The following is a 13,518-nucleotide window of genomic DNA, read 5'->3' as shown; positions in this document are numbered from 1 at the left end:
AGTATGCGACCGACACTCACCCGTTTCCGCAAGCGCTACGAGCAGTTCACCGTCCCCATGGGCTTCTTCTGCCTGCGCGTCGGGCTGACGCCCGATATGCTGACGCTGACGAGCCTGTGCCTCGGCGGGGTCGCGGCCTATGCCGTGGCGAACCAGCGCTTTGTGCTGGGCGTGCTGCTGATCTTGCTGATGACCGCCGCCGATGTGCTCGACGGCGCCACCGCGCGCGCCGGGCAGACCTCGAACCCGGCCGGGATGCTGTTCGACCACGTGGTCGATCGCTACGCCGAATTCTTTATCCTGCTCGGGATCATGCTCAGCGGCGCGGCCTCGCCCGGCTGGTCGGTGTTCGCGCTGTTCGGCATGGTGATGGCCAGCTATGTGCGCGCGCGCGCCGAGGCCAGCGGCAAGGTTGCGTCGTGCGATGTTGGCTTCGCCGGCCGCCCCGAGAAGCTGACCGCGCTGATAATCGGCATGCTGCTCCAGCCGCTGTTCCCGCAGCTGCACCTGCTCCAGTGGGCCGTGATCGCCGTGGGCGTGTTTTCGCATATCACCGCGCTGCAGCGGCTGCTGTATGCGCGCCGCGTGATTCTGGGCGACGGCGGCAGCCCGCGCTGGCGCAAGCGCCACGAGCTGGTGTAGCCCGCCGGGTAGCGCGGTGTTCCGCCGCCAGAGGGGCGTGGTCGCCGCGTGCATCGGCCACGCCCGCCGCCGCTTCGCGCACCCGCTAACCGCATTCCCGCGCCCCGCTTCCACGGCACAACCTTCCAGCAAACCACACGCCTTGCAGAGCGCTTAGCTGCCCAATCGGCAGCTAAGCGCCGAGCGTTGCTGTTGGCACGCTTAGCCGCTGGGCCATCTGCGGCTCATCGCTGTATCGGCCAGCTTTGCAGGCGGCTGCCCGGCTGGCCTGCATGCGCAACCAGCCGCGCGGCACGGCATAGTTCTTGCTGCCTCCCCTCAAGCTGTACCTCCGAGACACGATCCTTTCGCGGCCAAAGCTTGCCAAACGACGCTTACCCTCTTTCGCGCTGGGCGCCTCCCGAGCTGCTGGCGCCGGCGCCTCGCTGAACCGATGTTGACAGTGCGCAAGGCGCGTGGGTGTTGATGTGACGAACCTATTTTCCGGCGGCGAGATGAGCGAACGCATCCGCACGTTCGACTGGGCGCAGACGCCGCTCGGCCCGGCTGAGCAGTGGCCCCAAAGCCTGAAAACCGCCGTGCGGATCATGCTCGGGTCGCGCCAGCCGATCTGGCTCGGCTGGGGCGAGCACCTGATTAAGCTGTATAACGACCCGTATAAGTCGATTGCCGGCGGCAAGCACCCCACCGCGCTCGGCCAGCCCGCGGCCGTGGTGTGGCGCGAGATCTGGGACGCGATCGGCCCGATGCTCGATTCGGTGATGGGCGGCGCCGAGGGCACCTACGTCGAAGCCCAGCTGCTGATCATGGAGCGCAACGGCTACCCCGAGGAAACCTACTACACATTTTCCTACAGCCCCATCCCCACCGACGACGGCAGCGTCGGCGGGATCTTCTGCGCCAACACCGACGATACCGAGCGCGTGATCGGCGAGCGCCAGCTGGCGCTGCTGCGCGACCTGGCGGCCAAAACCGCCGACGCGCGCACCGTCGAGGAAGCTTGCGCGCTCAGCAGTGCGTGCCTGGCGGCTAACCCCTACGACCTACCCTTCGCCATGATCTACCTGGCCAAGCCCGAAGCGCGCCGCGCCGTGCTGGCGGGCGATGGCAGCGGCATCGCGCGCGGCCACCCCGCCGCGCCGGCCAGCGCGCCGCTCGACGGCAGCGCGATCTGGCCGTTCGCCGAGGTGCTCGCCACCGGCCACGCCTGCCTGGTCGATGGCGGACGCGCGTTCGAGCATGCCCTGCCCAGCGGCGCCTGGGATCGCCAGCCGCAGCAGGCTATGGCCCTGCCGATCGCCGCGCAGGGCCGCAGCGGCAACGTCGGCGTGCTGGTGGTCGGCCTGAACCCCTACCGCTTGTTCGACGAGAAGTACCGCAGGTTTCTCGAGCTGGTGGCGGCCCAGATTGCCACCAGCATCGCCAATGCGCAGGCATATGCCGAAGAGCGCCGCCGCGCCGAGGCGCTGGCCGAGCTCGATCGGGCCAAAACCACATTTTTCTCGAACGTCAGCCACGAGTTCCGCACGCCGCTGACGCTGATGCTCGGCCCGCTCGAGGACATGCTGCGCAGCGCCGACGGCGCGCTGCCGCCGGCCCAGCGCGAACAGCTGGAGATCGCCCACCGCAACACCCTGCGCCTGCTCAAGCTCGTGAACATGCTGCTCGACTTCTCGCGGATCGAGGCGGGGCGCATCCAGGCGGCCTACGAGCCAACCAACCTCGCGGCCTTCACCGCCGAGCTCGCCAGCGTGTTCCGCGCCGCGATCGAGCGCGCCGGCCTGCGGCTGGTGGTGAACTGCTCGCCGCTGCCCGCGCCAGTGTATGTCGATCGCGAGATGTGGGAGAAGATCGTCTTCAACCTGCTGTCGAATGCCTTCAAATTTACATTCGTCGGCGAGATCGAAGTCGCGCTGCGCCAGGCTGGCGCGTTTGCCGAGCTGACGGTGCGCGACACTGGCATCGGCGTCCCCGCCGGCGAGATGCCGCACCTGTTCGAGCGTTTCCATCGCGTGAAGGGCGCGCGCGGCCGCACGTTCGAAGGCAGCGGCATTGGCCTGGCGCTGGTGCAGGAGCTGGTGAAGCTGCACGGCGGCTCGGTGCGCGTTGAAAGCGCGGTCGATCGCGGCAGCAGCTTTGTCGTGTCGATCCCGTTCGGCGCCGCGCACCTGCCCGCCGAGCGTATTGGCGTGGCGCGCCCGCCGGCCTTGGCTGCCGCGCGCGGCGAGGCGTATATCGAAGAGGCGCTGCGCTGGCTGCCCGATGGCGCGGATCCGCAGGCCGAGCACCAGGAGCTACCGGGCTTGCCCGAGCCGAACGATGCTCAGCCTGTGGTGGCTGGCTCGTCCGCCGCTGGCCGCATCCTGCTGGCCGACGACAACGCCGATATGCGTGAGTACCTGCGCCGGCTGCTCAGCCCCGAGTACGACGTCGTGGCAGTGCCGAATGGCGCCGCCGCCCTGCGCGCTGCCCGCGAGCGCCCGCCCGCGCTCGTGATCACCGACGTGATGATGCCCGAGCTCGACGGCTTCGGGCTGCTGAAAGAGCTGCGCGCCGACGACCGCCTGAAAACCGTGCCGGTGATCATGCTCTCGGCGCGCGCTGGCGAAGAGGCGCGCGTCGAAGGCATCGGGGCCGGCGCCGACGATTACCTCACCAAGCCGTTCAGCGCGCGCGAGCTGCTGGCGCGCGTGTCGGCGCGCCTCGAGCTGGCACGGCTGCGCGCCCAGCTCGACCAGGAGCGCACCGCGCTGGCCAACCTGTTTAGCCAGTCGCCCGTGCCTATCGCCGTGCTGCGCGGCCCCGAGCTGGTGTACGATATGGCCAACCCGGCCTACCAGCAGGTGTTCGGCGGGCGCGCAATCGAGGGCAGGCCGCTGCACGAAGCGCTGCCCGAGGTCGCCAGCCAGGGCTTTGCCGAGCTGCTGCGCCGCGTGCTCGAAACTGGCACTGCCGTGGTGGGCCACGAGTCGCTGATCCGCCTCGCGCGCTTCCCTGGCGGCCCGCCCGAAGATACCTACTGGACGTTTATCTACGCCCCGCTGCACAATATCAGCGGCCAGGTCGATAGCGTCGTGGCGATCTGCAACGAGGTTACCGCGCAGGTGCGCGCCCGCCAGGAGCTCGAGGCGCTGGCCCAACAGCTCACCGCCGAGCTGGCCGCGCGCGAGCAGGCCGAGCAGGCCCAGCGCCTCAGCGAAGACCGCCTGCGGCTCGCGCTTGAGGCCGGCAATATCGGTACCTGGGATTTCCGCCCGCTTAGTGGCAAGCTGATCTGGGACGCGCGCTGCAAAGAGCTGTTCGGCCTGCCGCCCGACGCGCATATCGACTACGCTGTGTTCCTCGGCCAGATCCACCCCGACGATCGCCAGCGCACCGACCAGCTCGTGCAGCGGGCGCTCGACCTGGCCGGCGCCGGCCAGTATGCGGCCGAATATCGCTCGCTCGGCGACAATGGCCGCGAGCGCTGGCTCAGCGCGAATGGCCAGGCGTTTTTCGACAGCGCCGGCCGCGCGGTGCGCTTCCTCGGCACCGTCCTCGATGTCTCCGAGCGCAAGCGCGCCGAAACCCAGCGCGAGCGCCAGCTCGCCCAAGAGCGCCAGCTGCGCGCCCAGGCCGAAGAGGCTAGCCGGCTGAAAGACGAGTTCCTCGCCACCGTGTCGCACGAGCTGCGCACGCCGCTGACGGCCTTCCTTGGCTATGCCCAGATGCTGCGGCGGCGCACCGCCGACCCGGCCTACGTCGCGCGTACCGCCGAGAAGCTGGTGCGTACCGCCAAGGACCAGGCCCAGCTGATTGAGGATCTGCTCGATGTCTCGCGTATCGTCAGCGGGAAGCTGCGCCTCGATCCGCAGCCAACCGATCTGAGCGCTGTGATTTATGCGGCTGTTGACATAATGAAGCCGGCCATTGAGGCCAAAGGCCTGCATCTGCAGGTCGAAGTGCGCCCCGAGGCCAGCACGATCGTCGGCGATGCCAACCGCCTGCAGCAGGTTGTGTGGAATCTGCTCTCGAACGCGGCCAAGTTTACGCCCAACGGCGGCAGCATTGGCGTGCGCCTCGAGCTGGCCGAGTCCGACGTCCAGCTCACCGTCAGCGACACTGGCCAGGGCATCAGCGCGGCATTTCTGCCGTATGTGTTCGATCGCTTCCGCCAGGCCGACGGCACCAGCAACCGCGTTCACGGCGGGCTGGGCCTGGGCCTGTCGATCGTGCGCAACCTGGTCGAGCTGCACGGCGGCACGGTGCGCGCCGAGAGCGATGGCGAGGGCCAGGGCGCGCGCTTCATCGTGCGGCTGCCGCTCGACATCGACGATACGCCAGCGCCCACGGGCGGCGAGCGCGAAACCAGCGAAGCCTGCCCGCCCGAGCTTGCCGGCCTGCGCGTGCTCGTGGTCGACGACCAGGCCGACATTCTCGATCTGCTGAACGAGATCCTCGGCGCCTGCGGCGCGCTGGTGAACACCTGCGCAAGTGCCCGCGACGCGCTCGCCACGCTGTCGGCCTGGCGCCCCGACGTGCTGGTGTCCGATATCGCCATGCCCGGCGAGGACGGCTACTGGCTGATCGGCCAGGTGCGCGCGCTCCCGCCCGAGGCGGGCGGCGCCATCCCGGCTGCGGCGCTCACCGCCTATGTGCGCGTGGAAGACCGCCTGGAAGTGCTGGCGAATGGCTTTCAGCAGTATGTGCCCAAGCCGGTCGACCCCGCTGAGCTGCGCGATGTCGTGGCGCGCCTGGCGCGCCTGCGCGAAGCCGAGTGATACCAAATTCGCTTGATTACCGACACTTTGGTGGGGGTTTGGGGGCGGCGAAGCCGCCCTGCCTTTCTTGTGCGGCGCCCGGCTTTGCCGGGCACCGCACAAGAAAACACAAGTGATCGAACCGAGCTTGTATTACTACCCGCCATCGCACAGCAGCATTGAAAAAAGCCCGCGCCGATCGCGTTTATTGACATGGATTCGCTCGGCTACTGATCGCGGTCGATCATCATATTGTAAGGTTCGGGCCATTCGGCTGTAGTATCATGCCTTGAATGGCGGGTGTTCTCGGTTCTGCCAGCAATCTGCAACACAATCGTGTCAACGCCGGTGTACGGCGCGTCGATTACGGCTGCTGCGCACGAGCCTTCAGTGTCGATCGATCGCTTGTATCTGCGCGCACAGCCCCAACCGAAGGAACGCTGCCGTGACTGTGCTCAACAGCTCTCGTTTCGATCATTTCGCCGATCTGCGCGAGCACCTTGCCCCCGCCCTCTACCAGCAGTTGCAGGCCAGCGGCTCGCTGCCGCCCGCGCTGATCCAATCCGAGGTCGCGCGCTTGCGTGCCGAGGTCGCCGCCGTCGCTACCTACATCCCCTCCACCCTGGTGCGCGAGCAGCTTGCCGCCCCGGCCCCCGGCCGGGTGCGCGGCGCCTACTGGAACGGCTCGGTGCTGTTCGCCGACCTCTCGGGCTTCACCGCGCTCTCGGGCACGCTTAGCGCGCTCGGCAAGCAGGGCGCCGAAGAGGTCTCGGCGATTATCAATGCGCTGTTCGGCGCGCTGGTCGACGAGATCCACCGCTACCGCGGTGGCCTGCTGAAGTTCGGCGGCGACGCGATCACCGCGTTCTTCGATGCCGCCACGCTCGCCGACGACCACGCCCGGCTGGCGTGCCGCGCCGCGCTGGCGATGCAGGCGCGCATGCGCGAGTTCGCCGCGCTGCAAACCCCCGCCGGTGCTTTCCAGCTGCGCCTGCGCATTGGCGTGCACAGCGGGCATGTCTTCGCCGCCGAGGTCGGCGACGCCGAGCATATCGAGCTGGTGGTCACTGGCCGCAACATCAACCGCGTCGCGCTGGCGCAGGAGATCGCCGAGCCCGGCGAGGTGGTGATCTCGCGCCAGACCTACGATGTGCTGCCGGGCGCCCGCGCCGAGCCCCGCCAGTCGGGCTTTTTTCAGCTGCAGCACCTGCCCTACACCGACGCGCCGCCCACGATTAGCCGCTGGGGCCGCGGCCTCGGCAGGGGCGATATGGCCGAGCTGCGCACCCTCGCGCGCCAGGTCGACGCGCTGCGCCCCTACCTGCCGCGCGGCCTGCCGCGCCGCTTCATCGCCGCCGGCGACGAAAACCAGGTTGGCGAGTTTCGCCCCGTCACGGTGCTGTTCGCGCATTTCTACCCCTTTACCAGCGTGCTCGACATGGTCGGCGACGATTGCGACACCGCCGTCGCCGTGCTGAACGCCTACTATCGCCGCGCCCAGGAGGTGATCCAGCGCTACGGCGGCATTGTCAATAAAGTCGACATGTACACCTACGGCGATAAGCTGATGGCGCTGTTCGGCGCGCCGGTGGCCAACGAAGACGACCCGCTGCGCGCCGCGCGCGCCGCGCTCGATTTGAACGAGGCCCTGGCCATCGCCAACGACGAGGTGTACGATATCCTGCACCCGCGCGTCGGCCGGCTGCTCCAGGTCGATCGCCAGTTCTTCAAGCAGCGCGTCGGCATCAACACCGGCGTCGTGTTCGCCGGCAAGGTAGGCTCGGCCCAGCGCCACGAGTATACCGTGATGGGCCAGCACGTGAACCTCGCCGCGCGGCTTATGTCGGCCGCCGAAGAGCGCGCGATCATTGTCTCGCCCTCGACGCGCCGCGCGATCGAGCGGCATATCGAGCTGCGCGAGCTGGCGCCGGTGCGCCTCAAGGGCATCGCCGAGCCGGTGCCGATCGCGCGCGCCGTGCGCCTGTTCGGCGTGTCGCAGGACCCGCGGCGCAGCGTCGCTCGCCCCGCGCTGGTCGGGCGCGCGGCCGAGCTGGATCGGATCATCGCCGAGGCGCGCGGCGCCCTGAACCACGGCAGCGGCCGCGTGGTGGCGCTGGCCGGCGAGGCCGGCGCCGGCAAAACCCGCCTGATCGAAGAAGCCTTGCAGCAGATGGTGCTGCGCTCGGGCGAGCCCGATGGCCTGGTGCCGTTCTTTCCCTACAGCGTCGAGGCCCAGAGCTACGAGCAGAATACCGCCTACGCGCTGGCGCGCCAGCTGCTGGTGCAGTTCTTCAACCTGCAGCTCGCCGATACCCCCGAGCAGCTGTTTCAGCTCGTGTCCGCGCGCGTGCGCGACCTGGCGCCCGAGCTGGCGCGCTTTACGCCCCTGCTGGCCGACTTGCTCGGCGCCGAGTTTGCCGATACGCCGCTCACCGCCGCGCTGACGCCCCAGCAGCGCTACGAGCGCGCCAGCGAGCTTTTCGAGGCGCTGCTGCTGGCCGAGGCCCACGCCCGCCCCATGGTGCTGATCGCCGACGACCTGCACTGGGCCGATGCGTCGTCGCGCGAGCTGATTGCCCGCCTGGCCGCCCGTGCCGCCCAGGCCCCGCTGCTGCTGCTGCTAGGCTACCGGCTCGACCCGCCGATCGCCGAGCCGTGGCGCCAGCAGGCCGCCTGCGCCCGCCTCGAGCTGCGCGACCTGCCGCCCGAGAGCAGCGCCGCGCTGGTGCGCGAGCTGCTGCGCGGCGAGCCGCCGGCCGAGCTTACCGCGCTGATCGAGCGCACCCAGGGCAACCCGTTCTTTATCGAAGAAGTCGTGCGCGGCATGGTCGAATCCGGCGCCCTCGTCCGCGCCGAGGCCAGCTGGCGCCTCACACGCCCGCTCGACGAGATCAGCGTGCCCGACAGCATCGAGGGCGTGATCACCGCGCGGCTCGATCGCCTCGACGACCGCAACCGCGATGTGCTGCAGATATCCGCCGTGATTGGCCGGCGCTTCCTCTTCCCGATCCTCTCGGGCGTGATCAACCGCCCGGCTGGCCTGCCCGCGTCGCTGCAGACGCTCACCGAGGCCGATCTGATCGCCACCGAGGATCAAGAGCGCGACCTGGCCTACCTGTTTCGCCACGCGCTCACCCGCGATGTCGCCTACGAGGCCATTCTGTACGCGCGCCGCCGCGACCTGCACCGCCGCGTGGCCCAGCGCATCGAGGCGCTGAACCACGGCCGCCTCGACGACCAGCTGGCCCTGCTGGCGCGCCACTACCTGCTGGCCGAGGAGTGGGCCACCGCCTTCGACTACCACCTGCGCGCCGGCCGCCAGGCCCAGGCGCGCTACGCCAATCGCGAGGCGATCGCTCTGTTCGAGCGCGCGCTGCAGATTGCAGAGAAGCAAGAGCCCAGAGCCGAGAGCCAAGAGCCTAGGGCCGAGGCAGGCGGCTCTCGGTTTTCAGTGCTCGGCTCGCAGGTGATCGAGCTGCTCGAGCGCCTCGGCGTGGTGCACGCGCTGATCGGCGAGTACGACCAGGCGCTCGAGCGCTACGGCGCCGCGCTCGATCTGCTGCACGCCCAGCCCGGCGCCGCCGTCGATGGCGTGGTGCGCCTGCACCACCATATCGCCCGCGTCCACGGCCTGCGCGCCAACTTCGAAACCGCGCTCGAGTGGGTCGAGCGCGCGCTCAAGCTGCCCGGCGCCGAGCAGTGCCTCGAGCTGGCGCGCTGCCTCAACCTTGGCATCGGCCTGCACCAGCGCCAGGGCCGCTTCAGCCTGGCCCAGGAGTGGGGCGAGCGCGCCCTTCAGCTTGCCACGCAGCATCACAGCCGCCGCGACCAGGCCTACGCGCTGCGTAAGCTCGGCGGCATTCAGATCAACCTCGGCAACAATGCCCAGGCACTCAGCCTGCTGCAGCAGGCGCTGACGCTGAACCAGCACGAGCAAAACCTTGGCGACCTGGCCGATACCCACAACGATATGGCGATCGCCTACTTCGAGCTTGGCCGGCTGGCCGAGGCCCACAGCCACTACGAGGCCGGCGCCGCGATCAAGCAGTCGATCGGCGATATCTACGGCGAGGCCATGATCGCCAACAACCTCGGCAATCTGCTCAAGCTGCAGAACAACGTCGACGCGGCGATCAGGCAGTACCAGCATAGCCTGGCGATCTTCGAGCGGCTTGGCTCGGTGTACGCTACTGGCCTGCTGCACATGAATATCGGCGCGACCCACCTGCAGCGCGGCGACCTCGCCGGCGCCGAGGCCAGCCTGCGCCGCAGCGCCACCCTGTTCAACCAGGCCGGCGCCGAGGATTTCTTGCCCGAGCTCGAGCGCTGCATGGCCGAGCTGCACCTGCAGCGCGGCGATATGCCCAGGGCGCGCCTGGCGGCCGAGCTCTCGCTCGAGACGGCGCAGCGGCTCGAGGCCCGCGCCGAAGAAGGCATGACCCGCCGCGTGCTTGCGCTGATCCTGGCGCGGTCGGCCGACTACGCCGAAGCCTGGAGCGAACTGCAACAAAGCCTCGCGCTGCTGCGCGAGGCCGCGGGGCGCCACGAGATCGCCCGCACGCTCGTGGCGCTCGCGGCACTGGCGCCCGCGCTTGGCCACCGCGACCTCGGCGGCCGGGCGCTCGCCGAAGCCATCGCCGCGCTGCGCGAGGCCGGCGCCCGCCGCGACCTCGACGAAGCGCTTGCGGTGGCGCGACGTTACCACTACGAGGAGGCACTATGAAGCCACTGAACCACTCCATCGCAGCCCGCCGAGTAGTGCTGGCGCTGCTGGCGCTGCTGGCGCTCGCCGGCGCGCTGCCGGCGGCACAGGCGCCGCTGGCCCGTGCGCAGGCCGGCATCCAGGCCTGCTCGGCCGACCCGACCAAGGAGTGCGAGCCAAACAACAGCCTCGGCGACGCCACCATGGTCGTGCTCGACACGCAGACGCTCTCGCGTACCATCAGCGGCGCGATCAACGCCGCCGACGATAGCCAGGGCAAGCAGGGCGATTGGTACAAGTTCGTCGTCGCGCGCGGCGGCGCCTCGGTCGCGATCGACCTGGGCAACCTGCCGGCCGACTACGACATGGCCCTGTTCAACGACCCGCTCGCCAGCACCCTGCCGATCAGCGACGGCGTCGACCTCAGTAATATCGCCGACGCCGGCAGCATCGACTCGCTGGGCAACCTGCAGTCGCTGGGCAACCTGCAGTCGCTGGGCAACCTGCAGTCGCTGGGCAACCTGCAGTCGCTGGGCAACCTGCAGTCGCTGGGCAACCTGCAGTCGCTGGCGGCCCGCCCCGGCACGCAGGGCGAGCATATCGACGCGTTCTTACCGCGCCCTGGCACCTACTATATCTTTGTCTATAGCGCGGCCGGCGCCTACAGCGATACCCCCTACCAGCTCACCGTCAAGCTCACCGAGGGCAGCATGGTCGCGCCGACAACCCGCGCCCAGAAGGTCGCCCAGCTCAGCGGCGGCCCCTCGCTGCCCGACACCAGCGTGCAGACGCTGTACCTGTACAACAGCCTGGCCATGCAGGCCTACCCGCGCACCGATGTGGCCGCGCTCGAAGGCATTCTGCGCAACACCAACAGCCAGCTGCTATTCCAGAGCCGCGGCGTGGTGATCGACCTCGGCGGCGCGTTCGGGCCGATCAACCCCACCGGCGACACCGCGCTGTGGAACAACCTCAAGGCGCTGTATACCCAGTGGGACGGCGACCGCGGCCAGCCGCTGCTGGCCAACGAGCTGGCGCGCCAGATCTGGTTCGTGCTCGACACCGCGATCACGAAGTACTACCCGAGCGTCGGCAACCTGGTGATCGTCGGCGGCGACAATAGCATCCCGTTCTTCCGCGTGCCCGACGAAACCAAGATCTCAAACGAGGCCGACTACTTTGCCCAGCTCAATAGCCGTGGCGTGTTCAACCTCGGCGCTGGCTCGGCCGCCAAAACATACCTCGGCGGCAGCACGTTCTACCGCACCATCCTGACGGATAACTACTACGCCGACCGCCGGCCCACTCCCTGGCGCGGTCGCGGCCTATACCTGCCCGAGCTCGGCGTCGGCCGCCTGGTCGAAACCGCTGCCGATATCGCGCACTATCTCAAGGCCTACGAGGCGTTCGCGCAGCTTGGATCGCCGTATGTGATCGACGCCTCCAAGCTGCCGTCGGCCAACCTGCCCCAGAATCGCGCCGGCGCCGCGTTCGTGACCGGCTACGACTTTGTCAAGGACGAGGCCAGCGAGATCGCCAAGCTGTACAGCCAGTATGGCTTCAAGCCAGGCGGCACGCTCGGCACCACCTACACGCTCGACACGCTGATCGGCGAAAGCTGGAACCAGAACAACCTCACCAACAGCTGGTTCTCGGGCCAGCTGCCGCAGCTCACGACGCCCTACAGCACCGTCAACACCTTCTACCACCTGATGTCGATCAACGGCCACTTCGATCACCACATGGCCATTCCGGCCAATGGCGTCGGCGGCTTCACGGCGCAGCGCCTGTACGACCCGACGGTGCAGAGCGGGTTCGAGCGCCAGTCGTACTTCATCGACCCGAGCGGCGACGGCATTCAGCAGCTCACCTTCCCCTCAAGCTCGCTGGCCTACTCGATCGGCTGCCACTCGGGCCTGACAGTCGTCAACTCCGATATTGCCACCACTGCCGGCGCCTACCAGTACGATTTCCCCAGCGCGGTGCTGAAGCAGGGCGGCAACTGGATCGGCAACACCGGCTTCGGCTACGGCGACAGCGACCTGGTGGCCTACAGCGAGAAGCTGGCGCTGCTGTTCACCCAGGCGATCGGCCGCAAAATCGCTATCGATAGCTACCTCGGCGCGCCGCTCGGCGAGTCGCTGGCGCGCGCCAAGCGTGAATATCTGCGCCAGGCCGGGCCGGGCAGCTTCGGCGTGTACGACGAAAAAGCTCTGCTCGAGATGACGCTGTACGGCCTGCCGTTCATCCGCGTGAAGGTGCCGAACCCCACGCCCGCGCCTTACCTCGGCAGCTCGTTCGACCCGCCGCCGCAGCCGGTGGCGCCGCAGGCGCTGGCCGGTATTACCCAGGCGAAACCCGCCTTTACGCGCCTCGTTACCGTCACCGATATCACGTATGTCGAGCAAAACCTCGGCGCCGACCGCGTGCCGTCGGTCAGCAGCGCCAAGGTCTACGACAGCTACCGGCCATCCGAGGTGCTTGCGCCCGACATCACCACGCTGGTGGCGGCCGGCAAGCCGGTGCTGCCGCTGCTGACATACGACATCACGCTGCAAGAAACCGCCAAGGGCGCGCCCGACGACGCGCGCATCCCGCAGCCGCGCGGCGTGCGGCTGGTGAGCGCTAAGATGCTGCCCGAGCTGGCCGGCTACGACCCGCACGTCACCACGATCACCACCGATACCACGTTTACGAGCCAGCAGAACGACCCAGGCCTCGGCGTCACCGGCCAGTGGATGCCCGACCAGCCGTTCACCTACCAGCGCAGCACGCTCGGCAACGGCTACGCCGACAAGCTGCTGATCTCGCCGGCGCAGTTCTGGGGCGCGAATGGCCATACCGGCCGGCTGCGGCGCTTCTCCGAGATGGTGTTCGAGGTGAGCTACCTCGACCCGCAGAGCGCCACGCCAGCGACGCAGAACGACACGACGCCACCCGAGATTACGAACGTGTCGATCGGCCTGCCGTCGCCCGGCGCTTTCGGCATTGGCATCGCCGGCGCCGGCCAGAAGATCACCATCTCCGCCGGTGTCACCGACACGGCGGCCGGCGCGCTCGACGTGCAGGCCACCTACAGCAACGACGGCACGACATGGCACGCCGTGCCGCTGGGCGCGGCCGGGCCAGGCAAGTACAGCGGCCAGCTCGACGCGCCTGCCGGCGGCAAGAATATTGCGGTGATCGTCTCGGCCACCGACCAGGCCGGCAACGTGGCCACCTACACCGCGAAAGGCTCGCTGCTGGCGTACACGTTTGTGTATATGCCAACCGCGCGGCGCTAGCTCCTACGCTCTCGGCGCCCTCGCTCGTAGCTGGGCGAGGGCGCTTTTGCATGCCGGCACGTTCGATGGTACTCTTGATATGTGCTTAGGACTTATACCAAATTCGCTTGATGACTGACACTTTGGTAGTGCAACACACTCTATACGTGAT

General features: G+C 68.5%; 4 protein-coding genes. All 4 read left to right on the top strand.

What is annotated here, in order from left to right:
- Positions 1–3: 3 nt before the first annotated feature.
- The 4 genes from U0177_RS01935 (at position 4) to U0177_RS01920 (ending at position 13,367) form a co-directional block, all read left to right on the top strand.
- Entirely contained in the window at positions 4–642 is a 639-nt protein-coding gene (locus U0177_RS01935) for a CDP-alcohol phosphatidyltransferase family protein (protein WP_409568889.1), read from the top strand.
- 494 nt (positions 643–1,136) lie between these two features.
- Complete coding sequence (locus U0177_RS01930) at positions 1,137–5,402, top strand: ATP-binding protein (protein WP_409569076.1); 4,266 nt, start codon at positions 1,137–1,139, stop codon at positions 5,400–5,402.
- A gap of 424 nt (positions 5,403–5,826) precedes the next feature.
- Positions 5,827–10,104 (top strand): adenylate/guanylate cyclase domain-containing protein, encoded by a 4,278-nt coding sequence (locus tag U0177_RS01925; RefSeq protein WP_409568888.1) that lies wholly within the window; start codon positions 5,827–5,829, stop codon positions 10,102–10,104.
- The gene (locus tag U0177_RS01920; protein WP_409568887.1) at positions 10,101–13,367 is read left to right on the top strand and encodes a hypothetical protein; all 3,267 of its coding nucleotides are present in this window, start codon (positions 10,101–10,103) and stop codon (positions 13,365–13,367) included. The genes U0177_RS01925 and U0177_RS01920 overlap by 4 nt, the downstream gene beginning before the upstream one ends.
- The last annotated feature ends 151 nt before the right edge of the window (positions 13,368–13,518 follow it).

This window comes from Kouleothrix sp., assembly GCF_046328425.1.
GTDB lineage: Bacteria > Chloroflexota > Chloroflexia > Chloroflexales > Roseiflexaceae > Kouleothrix.
The sequence above is the reverse complement of the archived record's forward strand: the minus strand, read 5'-3'. Positions and strand labels throughout refer to the sequence as shown.

Excerpts from the sequence above, each read along its gene's own strand:
- U0177_RS01935 (WP_409568889.1), top strand. The coding sequence starts at position 4 with ATGCGACCGACACTCACCCGTTTCCGCAAGCGCTACGAGCAGTTCACC.
- U0177_RS01930 (WP_409569076.1), top strand. The coding sequence starts at position 1,137 with ATGAGCGAACGCATCCGCACGTTCGACTGGGCGCAGACGCCGCTCGGC.
- U0177_RS01920 (WP_409568887.1), top strand. The coding sequence starts at position 10,101 with ATGAAGCCACTGAACCACTCCATCGCAGCCCGCCGAGTAGTGCTGGCG.